This window comes from Peptoniphilus gorbachii, assembly GCF_016908115.1.
Taxonomy (GTDB): domain Bacteria; phylum Bacillota; class Clostridia; order Tissierellales; family Peptoniphilaceae; genus Peptoniphilus_A; species Peptoniphilus_A gorbachii.
In genome coordinates this window covers 74752-93712 of the sequence record NZ_JAFBDH010000006.1, presented here as the reverse complement: position 1 = coordinate 93712, position 18961 = coordinate 74752, and the positions used below count along the sequence as shown (strand labels likewise).

General features: G+C 31.5%; 15 protein-coding genes. All 15 read left to right on the top strand.

All coding sequences use genetic code 11. From position 1 onward, the window contains the following. Positions 1–33 precede the first annotated feature (33 nt). A complete protein-coding gene (locus JOD41_RS06795) occupies positions 34–771 on the top strand; it encodes an inositol monophosphatase family protein (RefSeq protein ID WP_239541112.1) in 738 nt (245 codons plus the stop codon). A gap of 138 nt (positions 772–909) precedes the next feature. Continuing rightward, a complete protein-coding gene (locus JOD41_RS06790; RefSeq protein ID WP_205052163.1) occupies positions 910–1827 on the top strand; it encodes a Ppx/GppA phosphatase family protein in 918 nt (305 codons plus the stop codon). Further along, entirely contained in the window at positions 1805–3946 is a 2142-nt protein-coding gene (gene ppk1 / locus JOD41_RS06785) for a polyphosphate kinase 1 (RefSeq protein ID WP_205052162.1), read from the top strand. The genes JOD41_RS06790 and ppk1 overlap by 23 nt, the downstream gene beginning before the upstream one ends. Positions 3947–4074: 128 nt before the next feature. Then, the gene (locus JOD41_RS06780; RefSeq protein WP_205052161.1) at positions 4075–6306 is read left to right on the top strand and encodes a choice-of-anchor I family protein; all 2232 of its coding nucleotides are present in this window, start codon (positions 4075–4077) and stop codon (positions 6304–6306) included. A 351-nt stretch (positions 6307–6657) separates the two neighbouring features. After that, a complete protein-coding gene (locus JOD41_RS06775; protein WP_205052160.1) occupies positions 6658–7338 on the top strand; it encodes a phosphoribosylaminoimidazolesuccinocarboxamide synthase in 681 nt (226 codons plus the stop codon). A 9-nt stretch (positions 7339–7347) separates the two neighbouring features. Continuing rightward, positions 7348–7824, top strand: a complete 477-nt coding sequence (gene purE, locus JOD41_RS06770; RefSeq protein ID WP_205052159.1) for a 5-(carboxyamino)imidazole ribonucleotide mutase — start codon at positions 7348–7350, stop codon at positions 7822–7824. 11 nt (positions 7825–7835) lie between these two features. Next, positions 7836–8867, top strand: a complete 1032-nt coding sequence (purM, locus tag JOD41_RS06765; RefSeq protein WP_205052158.1) for a phosphoribosylformylglycinamidine cyclo-ligase — start codon at positions 7836–7838, stop codon at positions 8865–8867. Beyond that, positions 8851–9453: a phosphoribosylglycinamide formyltransferase gene (gene purN, locus JOD41_RS06760; RefSeq protein ID WP_205052157.1), complete on the top strand. Its 603-nt coding sequence runs from the start codon at positions 8851–8853 to the stop codon at positions 9451–9453. The genes purM and purN overlap by 17 nt, the downstream gene beginning before the upstream one ends. A gap of 1 nt (position 9454) precedes the next feature. After that, a complete protein-coding gene (gene purH / locus JOD41_RS06755) occupies positions 9455–10966 on the top strand; it encodes a bifunctional phosphoribosylaminoimidazolecarboxamide formyltransferase/IMP cyclohydrolase (protein WP_205052156.1) in 1512 nt (503 codons plus the stop codon). An 8-nt stretch (positions 10967–10974) separates the two neighbouring features. Next, entirely contained in the window at positions 10975–12219 is a 1245-nt protein-coding gene (gene purD / locus JOD41_RS06750; RefSeq protein ID WP_205052155.1) for a phosphoribosylamine--glycine ligase, read from the top strand. 84 nt (positions 12220–12303) lie between these two features. After that, entirely contained in the window at positions 12304–12981 is a 678-nt protein-coding gene (locus JOD41_RS06745; RefSeq protein ID WP_338046853.1) for a YoaK family protein, read from the top strand. 646 nt (positions 12982–13627) lie between these two features. Next, complete coding sequence (locus JOD41_RS06740) at positions 13628–14980, top strand: DUF3798 domain-containing protein (protein ID WP_205052153.1); 1353 nt, start codon at positions 13628–13630, stop codon at positions 14978–14980. An 80-nt stretch (positions 14981–15060) separates the two neighbouring features. Then, on the top strand, positions 15061–16656 hold the full coding sequence (locus tag JOD41_RS06735; RefSeq protein WP_205052152.1) for a sugar ABC transporter ATP-binding protein: 1596 nt from the start codon (positions 15061–15063) through the stop codon (positions 16654–16656). Then, a complete protein-coding gene (locus tag JOD41_RS06730) occupies positions 16649–17725 on the top strand; it encodes an ABC transporter permease subunit (RefSeq protein WP_205052151.1) in 1077 nt (358 codons plus the stop codon). The genes JOD41_RS06735 and JOD41_RS06730 overlap by 8 nt, the downstream gene beginning before the upstream one ends. Beyond that, on the top strand, positions 17718–18860 hold the full coding sequence (locus tag JOD41_RS06725; protein ID WP_205052150.1) for an ABC transporter permease subunit: 1143 nt from the start codon (positions 17718–17720) through the stop codon (positions 18858–18860). The genes JOD41_RS06730 and JOD41_RS06725 overlap by 8 nt, the downstream gene beginning before the upstream one ends. The last annotated feature ends 101 nt before the right edge of the window (positions 18861–18961 follow it).

Genomic DNA, 18961 nt, shown 5'->3' with positions numbered 1-18961 from the left:
TATCATGAAATACTAGAAAAAGTTGAAAAATTAATGAAAGAAGCCTCAAAAATTTTCTTTGACCTGGATCCAAAAAATAATTTTGAGATGAAGGGCAGAAATGATTTTGTTACAGAAGTTGATTTTAAGGTTCAAGAATTTTTAGAGGAAAATCTTTTAAAATTAATAAGTGGCTCCAATCTCTTGGCAGAAGAAAAGGGCAAGTCTAAAGAAGATTTAAAGGAATATACTTGGGTTTTAGATCCAGTTGATGGCACAACAAATTTAGTTCATGGCTTTAATCACTCTGTAATAAGTCTTGCACTTTTAGAAAAATCTGAAATTGTTCTTGGAGCAATTTACGATCCCTTTAGAGATGAATTTTTCTCTGCAATAAAAAATGAAGGGGCAAAATTAAATGGACGTGACATAAGTGTTTCTCCTGACAAAAAATTTTCTGATACCTTAATTGGAGCAGGTACAGGTGGGGGAAGAGTTAATCGTTCAGATGAAACTTTTGAGATCTTAAGATTTATCTTTGACAATACCAATGGATTAAGAAGAATTGGATCTGCTGCCCTGGAAATGTGTTACGCTTCTTGTGGCAGATATGATGCTTTTATAGATGACGCACTTAATCTTTGGGACTATGCTGCTGGAACATTAATTGTAAGAGAAGCAGGTGGTCTTGTAGTTAATATGCATGGAGAAGAAGTAAAATGTGAGAGACAAGGAGGCATAATTTGCGGCAATAAGGCTGCAGTAGAAGAATTGAAAAGATTTATTTATTAGTTTAAACACGGTTTATGCCGTGTTTTTTATTTAAAATTCTAAAATTGGATATAAATAAAATAATAAAATTTACGGATTTTACAAAATGATTTTACAAAAAATTTACATTTAAAGTTTAAGATGTTGGTGAGGGGATTTATGAGACACGCAATAGTAGATATAGGTTCAAATACAATTAGATTAATTGTATTTGATATTAATGAAAACAAAAAAAATTTTAAAAAAGTTTTAAACAAGAAGTACACTGCTGGACTTATTACTTATGTGCATGATGGCGAACTTTCTGGCAAGGGAATAAAAAAACTTATTAAGACCCTTTCTAGTATAAAAAACATTGTTATTGAATTAAATGTTGATACTTTTTCGCCCTTTGCAACAGCATCACTAAGAAATTTAGAAAATACAGAAGAAGTGCTAGAAGAAGTAAAAAAGGATCTTGACATCGACATTGATGTATTAGAACAAGTTGAAGAAGCTTTCCTTGGAAATGTTGGAATTAGAAGTGAGATCAAAGTAGACAGTGGTATATCAGTTGATATTGGTGGTGCCAGTACAGAAGTAGTTTATTTTGAAGAAGATGGGCCTCGCGAATATATTAATTTAAAGACGGGTTCACTTTTACTTTTTGGAGAAAATGTATCAAGAATTTTGCCAAAGAAAAGCGAAATTCGTGCAATTGAAAAATCAGTTATTAGAGAATTAAATTCTTCACATTTTTCAAGCAAAGAAAATAAATTAATTGGCATTGGTGGAACAATAAGAACTACGGGAAAAGTTATAGCAGATTTATGGAATGAAGATGAGAAAAAATTTACTCTTAAAGATATCTACAAGCTCTTAAATCTTATTAAGGATAGAAATACTGAGACTATTAGGTCAATTATAAGGACTAATCCTGCTAGAATTCACACAATAGTTCCTGGAATTATTATTTTAAAAATTTTAATGGAAAAATTTGGGATAGATGAAATTGAAGTCTCTGATAATGGTCTTAGAGAAGGTTATTTAATTTATAAAGTATTGGAAGGTAATAATGAAATCTTATTTTCAAAATAGAGAATTGTCATGGCTTAGATTTAATGAGAGAGTATTATTGGAAGCAACTGAAGATTGCGTGCCAGCTCTTGAAAAATTAAAATTTGTAAGTATTTTTGTTTCGAATTTAGACGAATTTTTTATGGTAAGAGTTGGTTCTCTTCATGATCTTTCTTCTCTAAAAAAAGAAGTCAAGGATAATAAAACTGGCATGAATGCAGAAGAGCAAATTAGTGCAATTTTAAAAGCATTGCCAGAAATGTATAGGGAAAAAGACGAAATATTTAAAAAAGTAAGTGAAGAGTTAGAAAATTCTAATATTAAAAAACTAAATTACAGCGATTTAAATTTGGAACAAAAAAAATTTGTGGAAGATTTTTATATGAAGAGAATTGACCAATTGGTTTCTCCTCAAATTGTAGATATTAATCATCCCTTTCCTTTTTTAGAAAACACAAAATTATATGCTTTTGCACATCTTGAAAAAGATAAAGAAAAAGTATTTGGTATAGTTCCCGTTAGAAATACTTATCCAAAATATTTACTTCTTCCAGGTGAAAATGTTGAATATATACTGATGGAAGAAATTATTTTAAATCAAATAGATCAAATCTTTAAAGAATATAAAATATTATCAAAAAACATTATAAAAGTTACAAGAAATACTGACTTTGTCGATGATAGAGACACTTGGGAAGAATTTGATGATTATACTGAATACATGAAGAGCATCTTAAAGAAGAGAAAAAGACTTAATGTAGTTAGACTAGAATCAGAGGGCAAACTTTCTAAACAAGCACTTAACTTTTTACTAGAAAAAATTGAATTAACTCAAGATGCTTATTTTCCTCTTGAGTCACCTCTTAATATGAAATATGTCTTTTCTTTAATTGATGAAATACCAAATGCAATAAAAACTAAACTTCTTTATAGGGATTTAATTCAATATAACCCAGCTGATTTTAGTAAAAGTGTAATTGATGATGTTAGACATAAAGATAGAATTTTATCCTATCCTTATGAGAGCATGGACACCTTTATAAGTCTTTTAAAGGAAGCAGCCAATGATCCAGATTGCAAATCAATAAAAATAACAATTTATAGACTTGCAAAAAATTCTAAAGTTGTAAGATATTTAACAGAAGCTGCACAAAATGGAAAAGAAGTTACAGTTTTTGTTGAACTAAAAGCTAGGTTTGATGAGGAATCTAATATAAATTATGCAAACATACTTTATGAAGAAGGCTGTAACATTATTTATGGCTTTAATAAGTACAAGATGCATTCTAAAATATGCTTAATAACTTTTAGAAATCCAAAGACAGAAAATTTGACTTACATTACACAAATTGGAACTGGAAATTATAATGAGTCAACAGCAAAGCAATACACAGATTTTTCTCTTATGACAGCAAGCCCAGAAATTGGTCTTGATGCCACAGACTTTTTCAAAAATATGTCTATAGGAAATTTAGATGGAAAATATATGCATCTATTGCAATCGCCAACTACTTTAAAAACGGGCTTAATGCATCACTTAGAAAATGAAATTGCAAAGGGAGAAAATGGATATATACTTTGTAAATTTAATTCACTAACTGATAAGGACTTTATAGAAAAATTTATTGAAGCTTCACAAAAGGGAGTAAAGGTTGATTTAATTATAAGAGGAATTTCTTGCCTACTTCCAGGCATAAAAGATCAAAGTGAAAATATTAGAATTAGATCTATTGTGGGAAGATTTTTGGAACATCCAAGGGTATATGTTTTTGGAAAAGACGACCCAGTAATGTATATTTCCTCTGCAGACTTAATGACTAGAAATACAGAAAATAGAGTGGAAATAGCAACACCAATATTAGATTCAGAAATTAAAGAAAGAATCTTAAAATATTTAGAAATTCAAATTAAGGACAATGTCAGTGCAAGACTTATGAATAGCAGTGGTGAATACGAAAAGATAAAAAAAGATGAGGAAGAATTTTCATCTCAAAAATATTTTGTAATGGAAGCTGAAGAGAAAAATTTTGCTGCAAAAAGTAAGGTCGAAAAAATAGTTGAAGAAAAAGAAAAAGTTGTAAATAAAGAAAAGAAAGAAGAATCTTTCTTTGGCAAATTATTAAAAATTTTTAAAAAATAAAAAATCTATAAATTAATATTGGACTTCTAGGTATTACCTAGAAGTTTTTTTTACCAATAATTTACTATCTTTTATAAAACTTTATACATTTCCCTTATAACATTTAAGAAATAGTATTGGAGGCACTTATGAAAAAAATTATTTTAAAGTTAGGACTTGTCACTGTAACATGTATGTCCTTATTTGTACCTGCCTTTGCTGCAGAAACTTATCAAAAAAATGATAGCGACAGAGGATTTGTAAGAGAGCTTTCTTCTTATTCAGTGGGAAGAGCAAATGCAAATGGTGGAGTTGCTGAAATTGTGACTTACAACAAAAAAGACAAAGTTTTTTATCTTGTAAGTGGCGTGACACAAAGCATTGACCTTGTAAAAATTAATAGTGATGGAAGTACAGAGTGTAAGAAAAGAATAAATATAGGAGATGCCTTAAAAGGTCAAGACATAAATGTAGGAGATATGACCTCAGTTTCTTATTCCAATGAAAAAAATTTACTTGCTGTTGCAGTGCAAGATGAAGATTACAAAAATAATGGTCACATTGTAATTTTAGATAAAGATGGAAATTTTGTAGAAGCATATGAATCTGGAGTACAGCCTGACATGGTTACTTTCACAAAAGACGGGAAGTATATTTTATCAGCAGATGAAGGTGAGCCAAGAGAAGGCTATGATAAGGGAGCAGTGGACCCCAAGGGCAGCGTAACAATTATTAATGTTGAAGATAAAAGCACAAATAAAGTTGAATTTAATATTGATAGAGATAAAGCTTTAAAAGACGGTCTTCTTTTAAAGAAAGATTCAAATCCAGTAGAAGACCTTGAGCCAGAATATATTGCTATTTCTGATGATAATAAGACTGCTTATGTATCACTTCAAGAAAATAATGCCATAGCTTCAATTGATATTGAAAGTGGAAAAATAAATTATGTAAAGGGTCTTGGCTTTATTGATCACAGTTTACCTGGTAATGAAATTGATGCAGTTAGAGGAAAGGGTGACAATGCCAAGATTGATATAAAGAGGGACAATTTTTTTGGAACTCCAATGCCAGATGGTATTGCCTTTCTATCAAAGGATGGAAAAGATTATATATTAACTGCCAATGAAGGCGATGCAAGGGAATGGGGCAAAAAGAAAAATAAATACGAAAATACAAAATCTAAAAAGTTTGACGAAAAAGCTAACAAGAAAACTGAATACCTTGATAATGATAAGACAGATGGACTAGATGAAAATAAAATTTATCTTCTAGGTGGCAGATCTTTTTCAATTTATGATGCAAGTGATTTGACAAGAGTTTACAATTCTGGCTCAGACTTTGAAAAAATCACAGCGAGAATTTTTCCTGATTTCTTTAATACAAGTTATGACGAGGATAAAGGTCCAGATAAATTAGATGCAAGATCAAATAAAAAAGGACCTGAAGCTGAAAATATAGCTGTATTAAATATAAAGGATAAGACTTATGCCATAGTTGGTCTTGAAAGAATTTCAGGAATTATGATTTATGATATTACTGATCCAAGTAATCCAGTTTATAAAGATTATTTTAACAACAGAATTTTTATTAAGTCTGTAAATGATAAAGAAGAAATTGGACTTGAAAAAAGAGGAAATATTGGACCAGAAGGTTTGTGTGCCATAGAAGCAAAAGACTCTCCAACAGGAAAGCCTCTAGTATTAGTAGCAAATGAAGTTTCAGGAACAGTTCAAGTAATTGAATTTAATTATTCTGAAGATGAAAAGAATAGTGAAATTCATTGGATAGATATAGAAGATAATGCTGAAATAGTTGACGTATATGAAAATAATTACGACTCTTTAACACATAGAGATAATATAGAAAAGACTTATCCTGTATTTGTAAATTATTCTGGCAAGGATGAAAAAAATGACAGGGAAAAAGGAATAGAAAATAAAAAGGTGCAAGAAAGAGAAGAAAAGACTTGTAACTTTTATATAGGAAAAAGCTATTATGAAGTTCTAAATATGGGCGAAAGTAAAAAAGTGAAAGTTGATGTAGCTCCAATGATTGAAAATAATAGGACTCTTTTACCTATGAGACTTATTGCAGAAATCTTGGGCCTTGATGTCAAGTGGGATGAAGATAAGAGACTTGCAAGCTTTACTAAGGAAGGTAGACTTGTAAAAGTACAAATTGATTCTTCTGAAATAGAAATAAATGGAGTGAGAGAAAATTTATATTCAAAGGTAAAAATCGAAAATAATAGAATATTTCTTCCTATTACAAATATTTCTAAGGCCTTCGGTCTTACAAATGGAAATACAGAAGATGGAATAGATCAAAATATTGAGTGGGATTCTAGTGAAAGATCAGTAAGTATAAAAAATATTTAACAAAAAATTTAAAGGTTAAAAAAGTTTTTTTACTTTATATTTACTAAAATTTAATATTAAAAATACAGTTTTTCACTACAATTAAGGCAATCCTATTTGTTGCATCCTTTTGTATGAGTGGTTTAATTAGTTTTGAAAAACTATTGACAATTAAAAATAAAATTGTTAATATCTATTTGTATGAGAGCTCATATTTTGAGTGAAAGTGTGCCTAGGGATCCGGGCTTTGCCAAGGACCGAGCGGTACGGGTACTTTTTTTAAGTATCACACCTTAGGGAAAAAAGCCCAGAGGGGTAGGTTTTACAAAAATCTGCCTCTTTGGGCTTTATTTTATTTTACTGGAGGAAATTATGAAGACTATTTACCAAGGAAAAACTAAGAATGTTTTAGAAGAAGATGGAAGATGTTACCTTAAATTTAAGGATGATATGACAGGAACTGACGGAGTTTTTGATACTGGTGGAAACCAAGTAGCTGGTAGTGTTGAAGGTGCAGGAAAAGAGTGCTTAAAAGTTACTAAATACTTCTTCGAAAAAATTAACGAAGCTGGAATTAATACTCACTACATTTCTGCAGATGTTGATAATAATTTAATGGAAGTAAAAAGAGCAAAGGTTTTTGGCAAGGGTCTTGAAGTTATTACAAGATTTAAAGCAGTAGGTTCTTTCTACAGAAGATATGGTCTTTATGTTGAAGAAGGTCAAGAACTTCCTGAATATACTGAAATAACTTTAAAAGATGATGGAAGAGACGATCCTCTAATTACAAGAGAAGGTCTTGCTGTTCTAGGTATTCTAAAAACTGAAGAATATGATAAGATTGTTGAAATGAATAAAAAAATTGCTAATGTTGTTAAAGATATTTTAGCTGAAAGTGGACTTGACCTTTACGATATCAAATTTGAATATGGTAAACTTGAAGGTTCTGACGAAATCGTATTAATTGACGAAGTAAGTGGTGGAAACATGAGAGCTTATAAAGATGGCGAATATGTAAAACCACTTGATGTTTCAAAATATTTAAATATTTAAGGAGAAAAAATGAGAGTATCAATTATAATGGGTTCAATTTCTGACAGAGAAATTGCAGATAAAATTGTTGCAAAATTAATGGAATTTGGAATTGAGTATGACGCCAAAGTAATTTCTGCTCACAGAGCCTTAAATCAATTGCAAGATTATGTAAAAAATGCAGAAGATGAAAGCCAAGTTTTCATTTCAATTGCAGGAAAAGCTGCTCACCTTGGTGGTGTAATTGCAGCTCTTACAACTAGACCAGTCATTGGAGTTCCTGTTAAGAGTTCAACTCTTGACGGACTTGATGCCCTTCTTTCCACTGTTCAAATGCCAAGCGGAGTACCAGTTGCTACTGTTGCCATAAATGGTGGAGAAAATGCTGCAATTTTAGCAGCAGAAATTTTAGCTGTTTCTGATGATAATTTAAAGGAAAAGTTAAAGAAATTTAGATCTGACATGTCAGAAAAAATTGCAAACACCGATTATGTTTACGAAGGATAAAAGGAGCGGAGATGGCAATTAATTATAAAGACGCAGGCGTAGATGTTGATGCCGGTCAAAGAGAAGTTGAATTAATTAAAAGTATTGTTGCAAAAACTCAGTCAAAGGATGTTTTATCATCCCTTGGCGGTTTTTCAGGTCTATTTAATTTAGATTTAAGTGAAATTAAAAATCCAGTTCTTGTTAGTGGAACTGACGGAGTTGGTACAAAAGTTATTTTGGCTCACAAGTTAAACAAACACGATACTATTGGTATCGACTGCGTTGCAATGTGTGTAAATGACATTTTGTGTCAAGGGGCAAAACCTCTTTTCTTCTTGGACTACATTGCTACTGGCAAATTAGTACCAGAAAAAATGGAAGAAATTGTTAAGGGAGTTGCTGAAGGATGTATTCAGTCTTCTGCATCACTTATTGGTGGAGAAACTGCTGAAATGCCAGGAGTTTATCAAGAAGATCAATATGATCTTGCTGGTTTTGCTGTTGGTATTGTTGATAAGGATAAAATTATTGACGGTTCAGACATTAAAGAAGGAGACCTAATTTTTGGACTTTCTTCTAATGGAATTCACTCTAATGGTTATTCTCTAGTTAGAAAAATTGTCTTTGATCACTGCAACTTTGATTTAAGTGAAAAATTTGATGAGCTAGGTTGCACTTTAGGTGAAGAACTTTTAAAACCAACAAGAATTTATGTAAAAGAAATTCTTGAACTACTAAAGCTTGTTGACATCAAGGGTATGAGCCATATTACTGGTGGTGGTTTTTACGAAAACATTCCAAGAATGATTCCAGATGGGCTTTGTGCAAAAGTTGACGCATCTGTTGTAGAAACTCCAGAAATTTTTAAACTTCTAAAGAAGTGGGCAGATCTTAAAGATAAAGATATGTATTCTACTTTTAATATGGGAGTTGGACTTACTTTTGTAGTTAAAGAAGAAGATAGAGATAAAGTTACTAATTTCTTTAAAAATAGCGACTTGAAGCTTTATGAGCTTGGAAAAGTTGTAACTGGAGAAGATAAAATTGAACTTAGCTTCTAAAAATATTGCAGTTTTAATTTCAGGTGGTGGCACAAATCTTCAAGCCATCATTGACAATACAAAAAATAATTATATCAATGGAAATATTAAAATTGTCATTTCTAATAGAGAAGATGCTTATGGGCTTACTCGTGCAAAAAATGCAGGCATAAAGGCTGTAGTAATAAAAGACGACGAAAAACTTATAAGCACTTTATCTGAAAATAAAATAGATTTAATTGTTCTTGCGGGATATTTAAAAATCTTGCCAGAAAAAATTACCAAAATTTTTGAAAACAAAATAATAAATATACATCCATCTTTAATCCCTGCCTTTTGTGGCAGGGGTTATTATGGATTAAAAGTACATGAGGCCGTCATCAAAAAAGGTGTAAAATACACTGGTGCCACTACTCATTTTGTAAATGAGGGTGCAGATGAGGGTCCTATTATCATGCAAAAAATTACTGAAGTGGGAGATGAAACTCCTGAAGAACTTCAAAAAAAAGTTTTAAAGATTGAGCATGAAATTTTGCCTCTTTCTGTAAAATATTTTTGTGAAGATAAATTAAAAGTCCTTAATGGAAAAGTTGTGATCGGAGGTTAGTATGAGAGCACTTATTTCAGTTTTTGACAAAGAAGGAATTGTAGATTTTGCAAAGGAACTTGCAAATAGAAATTGGGAAATCATTTCTACTGGCGGAACTTTTAAAAAATTAAAAGATGCAGGAATTGATGTAATTTCTGTGGATTCTGTAACAGGTTTTCCAGAAATTTTAGATGGAAGAGTTAAAACCCTAAATCCAAAAATTCACGGTGGCATTTTAGCCAGACGCGACATAAAAGAACACATGGAAACTTTAAAGGATGAGGGAATAGATGCAATTGATATGGTTGTAAATAATCTTTATCCCTTTGAAGAAAAATTACTTGATAAAGCAGATCACGAAACAATGATTGAAAACATTGATATTGGTGGTCCTTCTATGATTAGGGCTGCTGCTAAAAATTACAGAGATGTTTTTATTGTAACTGATCCAAGTGATTATAAAGATGTACTTAATAATTTAGAGGGAGATAATTTAGAATTTAAAGAATATCTTGCAAAAAAGGCCTTTAACTACACAGCTCACTATGATGCTGTCATTTCAAATTATTTCTTAAAGAGACTTCCTGAAGAATTTCCTAAATATATTAACAAGAGCTACAAACTTTCAGAAGAATTGAGATATGGAGAAAATCCACATCAAAAGGCAGCTTTTTACGAGGACTCTTATTCTCCAGACAAAATTGAATACAAGGTTCTTCATGGAAAACAAATTTCCTATAACAACTTAAATGATATGTATTCTGCCCTTAATGCAGTTGTAAATTTTGAAAAACCAGCTGCAGTTGCTATTAAACATACTGATCCTTGTGGAATTGGAACAGGGGAAAATCTTGAAGAAGCTTTCATCAAAGCCTATGAATGTGATGATGAATCAATTTTTGGTGGAATCATTGCCCTTAATAGGGAAGTTGACAAAAAAATTGCAGAACATCTTTCAAAAATTTTCCTTGAAATTGTTGTTGCACCAAGTTTTTCTAAGGAAGCCTTTGATATTTTAAGTCAAAAGAAAAATATAAGACTTGTTGAAATTCCTGAATTCCAAAGACTTTATGAAGCTGGAAAGAGATTTAAGCAAGTTTTAAATGGCATCATCATACAAGATTCAGATGATTTAGTTTGGGATGATGATAAACTTTCCTTTGTTTCTAATAGAAAACCTAATGAAAAAGAATTAGAAGAATTAAAATTTGCCTTTACTTGCTGCAAGACAACTTTCTCAAATTCAGTTGTAATTGCTAAAGATGGCGGCACACTTGCTCTTGGTCAAGGTGAAACAAAAAGATCTTGGGCTGTTGAAGAAGCAATTGATAGAGCTGGAGAAAAAGCTAAGGGAGCTGTTCTTGCATCTGATGGATTTTTCTTTAGAGACACAATTGAACTTCTCGATAAGGCTGGCATTGATGTAATAGTTCAGCCAGGCGGTTCTGTTAAAGATCAAGAAGTTATAGACTATGCAAATGAGCATGATATTTGTCTTGTCTTTACTAATATAAGACATTTCAGACACTAGGAGGACAAATGAAGGTACTTGTTATTGGAAATGGCGGAAGAGAACATGCCCTTGCATGGAAACTTAGTGAAAGTAAAAGCGTTGATAAAATATTCATGGCAAGAGGAAACGGTGGCACAGAAGATTTTTGTGAAAATCTTGACATTGATCCCAAGGATATTCATGGACTTTTAAAATTTGCCAGTGAAGAAAAGATTGATTTAACAGTAGTTGGTCCAGAAGATCCACTTTGCATGGGAATAGTAGATGCCTTTAATGAAAATGGCTTAAAAGTTTTTGGTCCTAACAAAGCTTGTGCAAGATTTGAAAAATCAAAGGAATTTACAAAAAAGTTTTTGGAAAAATATTCTATTCCAACTGCAAAATATAGAAGTTTTGAAAATTATGACGACGCTATAAAGGGATTATCTGAATTTTCCTATCCACTTGTAGTAAAAGCTGATGGACTTTGTCTAGGAAAGGGCGTAATCATTTGTCAAAATATAGAGGAAGCAAAAGACGCTCTTCATAAAATATTTAAGGATAAAATTTTTGGAGACGAAGGTAGTACTGTTGTCATAGAAGAATTTTTAAGAGGCGAAGAAGCTTCTGTACTTTGTCTTGTATCAAATAATAAATTATTTCCACTAGAAAGGGCAAAGGACCACAAGCAAATTTTTGATGGCGATAAGGGTCCAAATACTGGCGGTGTAGGAACTTATTCACCAGTAGCAGCAAGCCCTGAACTGGAAAAAAATCTTGAAAAAATTTATAGACAAATTGAAGATGGGCTTGATGGGGAAAAATTATCTTATTCGGGAATTTTATTTATTGGCTTCATGATTGAAGAAGATAAGCCAAAGGTTTTGGAATTTAATGTTCGCTTTGGCGATCCAGAGACAGAAGTTTTAATGCCAAGACTTGACTGTGATTTATTTGATCTTTTAAATAAAACTATTGATGGAAAATTAAAGAAAGAAGACATAAAGTGGAAAGATGAAACTTGTCTTACAGTTATTATGTGTTCAGGCGGCTATCCAGGATCCTATGAAAAGGGAAAGAAAATTACTGGATTAGAAAATGTGGATAAGGACATAATAGTTTTCCACAATGGAACAAAAAAATCTGATGCTCTTTACACAAATGGTGGAAGAGTCCTATCAGTTACAGCTCTAGGTAAAAATTTAGAGGAAGCTCGAGAAAAAGCTTATGCAAATGTAGAAAAAATAAAATTTGATGGAGCTTATTTTAGAAAAGACATTGGCACTAAATAAAATTAAATTAATTAAGATGCTGTGATAAAAATTCATAGCATCTTTTATATTGCAGAAAATTTTATTTGTATTAAACTATAAGTGGTGATTAATTTGAAGATAAAAACCTATGAAAATTTACACGAAACCTTTTTAGTTTTAGTATTTATAACAATTGCAGGTGGATTTCAAGATGCCTATTCATATCTAATGAGGGGAAAAGTCTTTGCAAATGCACAGACGGGAAATATTGTGCTGCTCTTTAAAAATATTGTTGATTTAAATTTTAAGGCATCTCTATCATATTTAATACCAGTCCTATCCTTTGCCTTTGGTGTATATGTGGCTGTGCGTTTTGAAGATGCCATTGAGAAAAAAATCCTACATTGGCGCCAATATATAGTTGCCTTTGAAATAATAATTATGATTGTAGTTTCAATAATTCCTGAAAACTTAAATAATCTTGCCAATGCACTACTATCTTTTTCTTGTGCCATGCAAGTTTATGCCTTTAAAAAAATTTATGGTCTTAACTTTGCAACTACAATGTGCATAGGAAATCTAAGAAGTGCAACAGAAAATCTTTCAAAGTATCACATAACTAAGGATAGAAAGTATCTAGAAAATTCAAAAAAATATTATACTGTAATTTTTATTTTTGGCATGGGTGCAGCTCTTGGCTACATTACATCAGATTATTTTGGCATAAAGTCAATTTTAATTGCAGCGGCTTTTCTTACAATTTCTTTTATAATTTTATTTTTTGAAGATAGAGAAAAATAGTTTTTAAAAATAATTTGCTATGAATAGTAATTTTTTTAAAATTTTACATAAGAAAAGAATTTTGCTATATTTAAGTTTTTATTCTTTAGTATGGACTATGAAATCGTTTTAAATTTCACTTTAAATTATTTTTAGTTATTATAAGTAAAAATAATTAATGATAGTAAGTTTAGTATAGTATCCCTAAATATATGTCGTGGATTTTATTCATTGTTAATGAGAATTTGTATCTACTATTTTAATTTATATTTTAAAAATCTTATTATTTTATGTTATTTCAAGGGCTTAGCAATATTTGTTCAGCCTTTTTTATTTTACAATAATTTACTTATATAAAGTAGAAAATAAAAAAAGTATTATTCTTTTAGTAATATTATTTATATTATTAATACTTTTTATTTAAAAAAAAGCTCCTTTTAAATTGTTGAAAAAAATCTTATATAATTTGTATATTACAAGAAAATTAATTTTCAAAAATATATCAAAATTAAATTTTACTTTCTGTAAATATTAGGTAAAAATTTTGTATTTAAAAATTCATATATATGCTCATATATTGAGAATTTTATTGACCTTTACTGTTTAATGTGATAAAATCACTATAATTTATAAACCAATAATAAATAAATTAGAAGAGGTGTAAAAAATGAAAGTAAAATTTAAAAGGTTTATGGGTATTATGATACTGTTTTTAGCAGTTATGGCTTTCACTAGTTGTCAAAAAGTAGACAATGGTGCTAAAAAAGCAGATAGCAAAGAAACAACTGCTTCAGCCGATGTTAAAGAAGATGGCGTAAAAGCACAATTCGAAACATTAAAAGATGGCGAAGAATTCCACGTTGGAATTATAACTGGTACAGTATCACAAGGCGAAGATGAGTTCCGTGCTGCACAAAAAGCTATTGAACTTTATGGTTCTGCTGATCAAGGTGGAGTTATTAAACACGATACTTATCCAGACAGATTTGAAGCTGAACAAGAAACTACAATTTCAAAGATTGTAGCTATGGCAGATGACCCTCTAATGAAAGCTGTAATTGTAAATCAATCAGTTCCAGGAACTGTAGCAGCCTTTAATCAAATTAGAGAAAAAAGACCTGATATCATTCTTGTAAACTTAGTTGCACAAGAAGATACAGTAATGGTTGAAAAAGCAGCTGACCTAGTAATGGATGCAGATAATGTTTCCAGAGGTTACAGAATTATAGCTGCTGCTAAAGAAATGGGAGCTAAAAAATTTGCTCACATCACATTCCCAAGACATATGTCCATTGAACTTTTAGCTCTTAGACGTGCAATCATGGAAGAAGCTTGTAAAGACCTAGGACTTGAATTTATTTCATTAAATGCACCTGATCCTACAACTGATATTGGTATTCCAGGAGCGCAACAATATGTAGCTGAAAATATTCAACCTTGGATTGATAAGTATGGTAAGGATACTGCTTTCTTCTGTACAAATGATGCACATACTGAACCACTTCTTAGAGGTGTTGCAGCTGGTGGAGCTATCTTTGTAGAACAAGATTTACCATCTCCAATCATGGGTTATCCAAAGGCATTCTCAGTTGATATTAAAGATATGGCAGGAGATTGGCAAGCAATCAACGCTGCTGTTGAAAAAGCTGTTATTGAAAAAGGCGGCGACAAGAGAATGGGTACTTGGGCTTATTCACTAGGTTATTCACTAACTCTTGGTGCTCTTGATCATGTAATGGACACTTTAAAGGGACAAGGCGAACTTCTTAACCAAGAACAAATTGTATCTTCTATTGAAAAATACACTGAAGGTGCTAAATGGATGGTTGAAAACTATATAGATAGAGCTTCTGGAGAAACTAAAGAAAATCACTTCTTACTTTCTCAAGACACTTATGTATATGGTAGAGGTTACCTAGGAATGGATAAAGTAAAAGTACCTGAAAAGTATTTGAATCTTAATGTTGATTTAGATGCAATTGAAGCTGCTCAAGAACAAGCTGAAGGACAAGCTAAATAATTATTTTATAAAAAAAAATTAAAGTCAACGGGTTACCGTTGATTTTAATTTTATTATTTTAAAAAGATGGAGGGATTTTGTTGACAAACAGTTTACTTGAAGTCAAGAATGTCAGCAAGAGTTTTGGCGATAATGCCGTCTTAAAGGATGTTAATTTCACTCTTCAAAAGGGAGAAATTTTAGGACTTGTTGGTGAAAATGGAGCCGGTAAGTCAACTTTAATGAATATAATTTTCGGTATGGAAGTTATTAAAGACACTGGCGGTTATAACGGTGAAATTTATTTTGACGGAAAATTAATTGACTTTAAAAACCCAATTGACGCCTTAAATGCAGGCATAGGTATGGTACATCAAGAATTTAGTTTAATCCCTGGATTTACAGTTGCAGAAAATATTACTCTCGATATGGAGAAGACGAATTCCTCTGTAATATCTAAAATTTTTGGTAAAAAACTAGAGAGTATTGATTCTAAGGAAAATATTAGAATTGCAGGCAAGTCTCTTGACACTTTGGAAGTTAGCATTGATACTAGTGCACTTGTTTCCGAAATGCCTGTAGGTCATAAGCAATTTATTGAAATTGCAAGGGAAATGACAAGAAAAGATGTTAAGTTAATAATTATGGATGAACCAACTGCTGTACTTACTGAGACTGAGGCCAATAACCTTATAAGTTCTCTTAGAACTCTTGCAGATCTTGGTATATCTATAATTTTCATCACTCATAGACTCCGTGAAATCATAAGTGTATGTGATCAAGTAGTTGTCCTTAGAGATGGTGAAATAATTGAAGACAAAAAGAACGAAAATCTATCAATCGAACAAATTGCTAAATGGATGGTTGGTAGAGATGATGAATCAAAGAAGATAGCTGTAGAAAAGGTGGATAAGGATTTAGATGAAAATGACCACATTCTTGAAATCGAAAATCTCTGGGTTGACATGCCTGGCGAAGCTGTCTATGATGTAAGTCTTTCTGTTATCAGAGGAGAAATTTTAGGTATTGCTGGTCTTGCTGGTCAAGGTAAGCTTGGTATTCCAAATGGAATTTTGGGCACTTATCCTGTAGGTGGCAAGCTAATTTATAATGGCAAGGAATTAAAACTTGGTGATACTTTAGATATTTTAAAGAATAAAATTGCCTTTGTTTCAGAAGACAGAAGAGGAGTAGGTCTTTTATTGGAAGAGCCAATTTTCTGGAATATAGCTTTTAATGCAATGCAAGTTCAAGAAAAATTTATAAAAAGAGTTCTTGGATTTAAATTTAGAGATGAAGCTAAGATGAAAGAGCTATCTAATGAATACATTGAATCTCTTCATATAAAGACAACGGGACCAGAACAAAAGGCAGGAAATTTATCTGGTGGTAACCAACAAAAGATTTGTCTTGCCAAAGCTTTTGCCATGGAACCAGAACTTCTATTTGTTTCTGAGCCTACTAGAGGAATTGATATAGGTGCAAAGGAACTAGTACTTGATGCCTTGAAAGAAAGCAATGAAAAGGATAATACAACTATTGTCATGGTTTCATCAGAGCTTGAAGAACTTAGAAGTATATGTAATAGAATTGCTGTTATTTGCGAAGGAAAAATCGCAGGTATTTTACCAGCAGATGCTGAGGCAACAGAATTTGGACTTCTAATGAGTGGAGAAGTGGAGGCAGTAAATGACTAAAAAGAATAGTTTAATTAACAAAATTGGAATTCCACGACTTATCATTGGAGTTTTCTTATTAATTCTCTTTATTGCAGCTCCAATGGCTGGCGTTTCATTAGTCGATTCTATTGACAATGTTCTTTCAAGATTTGGTATGTTTTCAGTTTTAGTTTTATCCCTTGTGCCAATGGTACAATCTGGTTGTGGACTTAACTTTGGTATCCCAATTGGAGTTGTAGCTGGAATTCTTGGTGGGGTAACTTCAATTGAATTTGGTTTTACAGGTTTTAAAGGGATTTTTATAGCAATGCTATTTGCATCTCTTATAGCAGTTGTTTTTGGATTTTTCTACGGACTACTTTTAAATAGAATTAAGGGCGATGAAATGCTTATTGCAACATATGTTGGATATTCATTTACAGCTTTTATGTGTATTGCCTACTTAATTCTTCCTTACAAGAATCCAGTTTCTGTTTTAAGTTATGGAGGAAAGGGACTATCCCAACAAATTCCAGTTGCAGATTATTGGATGAAGTCAAAAATTTTGGAAGATGGAACAAAGGTAACTGTTGGTGTATTAAATAACTTTTTAAGTATTAATATACTTGGTGTTCAAATTCCTATGGGTATGTTTTTATTATTTGCACTTATGGCATTTATTGTATGGGCATTTTTCAAGACTAAGACTGGTACTGCAATGACAGCTGTTGGATCTAACTCAGAATATGCAAAAGCTTCTGGTATTCATATTAACAGAGTAAGACTTGTATCTGTAATTCTTTCAACAGTAATTGCTGCTATTGGAATTGTTATTTATCAACAATCCTATGGTTTTATACAACTTTACCAAGCGCCACTTTCTTTTACATTCCAAACAGTAGCTGCACTATTAATTGGTGGTGCAAGTATTAATAAGGCATCAATTCCAAATGTAATAATTGGTACATTTTTATTCCAAGGTGTAATTACTCTTACTCCTACTGTAATAAATGGTGCATTAAATATAGATATTTCAGAAATACTAAGAATGATAATCACAAATGGAATGATAATTTACGCACTAACAAGGAGGAGTAAAGATGAATAAGAAATTTAATTTAAAAGAATTTTTATACAGATTTATGGTTCCTATTTTGTTTATAATTATAGTTGTGGCAGGACTAATTATTGCAAAACCACCACTATCTTATATAACAAATGAACTTTCCAAGAGAATGGTAAGAAATACATTCCTTGTACTTTCTCTAATCATACCTATCATTGCTGGTATGGGAATTAACTTTGGTATTCCACTAGGAGCAATGGCGGGACAAATTGGAATAATTTTTGCACAAGATTGGGGCTTTACTGGAGCTACTGGACTATTAATAGCTGCTCTTATTGGTACACCAATTGCAGTTTTACTTGGACAATTTTCAGGAAGAGTTTTAAATAGAGCCAGAGGAAGAGAAATGATTACATCAATGATGCTTGCCTTCTTTATCTTAGGTTGGTACATGCTTTTCCTATTATATTTCTGTGGAACTTTAATTCCAATGAAGACTAAAGCAATGGTCCTTTCTGCTGGTTATGGTATTAAAAACTCCATAACTCTTGCTTCAGCTCAAGGTTTTGATAATATTTTAAAGTTCAGAATCAATATTCCTATAACTGCAAAACATCAAATTTTATTTGACGTGCCAGTAGTTACAATTTGTATTATTGCATTACTTTGTCTATTTATCGTATGGTTTAGAAATACTAAACTTGGTCACGATATGAAGGCAGTAGGGCAGGATCAATTTGTATCTTCTAACGCAGGAATGAATTCTGACAAAATTAGAATTGCATCAATAGTAATGTCAACAGTTCTTGCTTGCTATGGTCAAATTATTTATCTTCAAAATATTGGTACACTTGCAACATATGCAGGTCAAGACCAAGCAGCACTTTACGCTGCAGCATCAATACTTGTAGGTGGTGCATCTGTATCTAAGGCATCAATTCCAAATGTAATTTTAGGTACTGCATTATTCCACTTGATGTTTATAGTTCTTCCACAAGCAGGAAGAGTTTTAACAGGAGATGCTATGATGGGTGAATATTTCAGAACATTTATCTCTTATGGTGTAGTAACTCTTGCACTTATTCTTCACGCTTTCGAAAGAAAGAGAGAACTTGAAGCTAACAGATTAAAATTGAGAGAAGACAAGATAAATAAGGGAAACAAAGTAGCTGAATAAAAATATAATTTTAGGCAAAATAAAAATTGCTCCAAAAGGGGCAATTTTTTAGTGCAAATTTTGATTTACTAAATTAATAGAAAACTTTTTAATGATATCCC

What these genes read in the sequence shown, in the direction of transcription:
- ppk1 (WP_205052162.1), top strand. Translation starts at nt 1,805, where the DNA reads ATGAAATCTTATTTTCAAAATAGAGAATTGTCATGGCTTAGATTTAAT.
- JOD41_RS06775 (WP_205052160.1), top strand. Translation starts at nt 6,658, where the DNA reads ATGAAGACTATTTACCAAGGAAAAACTAAGAATGTTTTAGAAGAAGAT.
- JOD41_RS06790 (WP_205052163.1), top strand. Translation starts at nt 910, where the DNA reads ATGAGACACGCAATAGTAGATATAGGTTCAAATACAATTAGATTAATT.
- purH (WP_205052156.1), top strand. Translation starts at nt 9,455, where the DNA reads ATGAGAGCACTTATTTCAGTTTTTGACAAAGAAGGAATTGTAGATTTT.
- purD (WP_205052155.1), top strand. Translation starts at nt 10,975, where the DNA reads ATGAAGGTACTTGTTATTGGAAATGGCGGAAGAGAACATGCCCTTGCA.
- purE (WP_205052159.1), top strand. Translation starts at nt 7,348, where the DNA reads ATGAGAGTATCAATTATAATGGGTTCAATTTCTGACAGAGAAATTGCA.
- JOD41_RS06780 (WP_205052161.1), top strand. Translation starts at nt 4,075, where the DNA reads ATGAAAAAAATTATTTTAAAGTTAGGACTTGTCACTGTAACATGTATG.
- JOD41_RS06740 (WP_205052153.1), top strand. Translation starts at nt 13,628, where the DNA reads ATGAAAGTAAAATTTAAAAGGTTTATGGGTATTATGATACTGTTTTTA.
- JOD41_RS06730 (WP_205052151.1), top strand. Translation starts at nt 16,649, where the DNA reads ATGACTAAAAAGAATAGTTTAATTAACAAAATTGGAATTCCACGACTT.
- JOD41_RS06725 (WP_205052150.1), top strand. Translation starts at nt 17,718, where the DNA reads ATGAATAAGAAATTTAATTTAAAAGAATTTTTATACAGATTTATGGTT.
- JOD41_RS06795 (WP_239541112.1), top strand. Translation starts at nt 34, where the DNA reads ATGAAAGAAGCCTCAAAAATTTTCTTTGACCTGGATCCAAAAAATAAT.
- purM (WP_205052158.1), top strand. Translation starts at nt 7,836, where the DNA reads ATGGCAATTAATTATAAAGACGCAGGCGTAGATGTTGATGCCGGTCAA.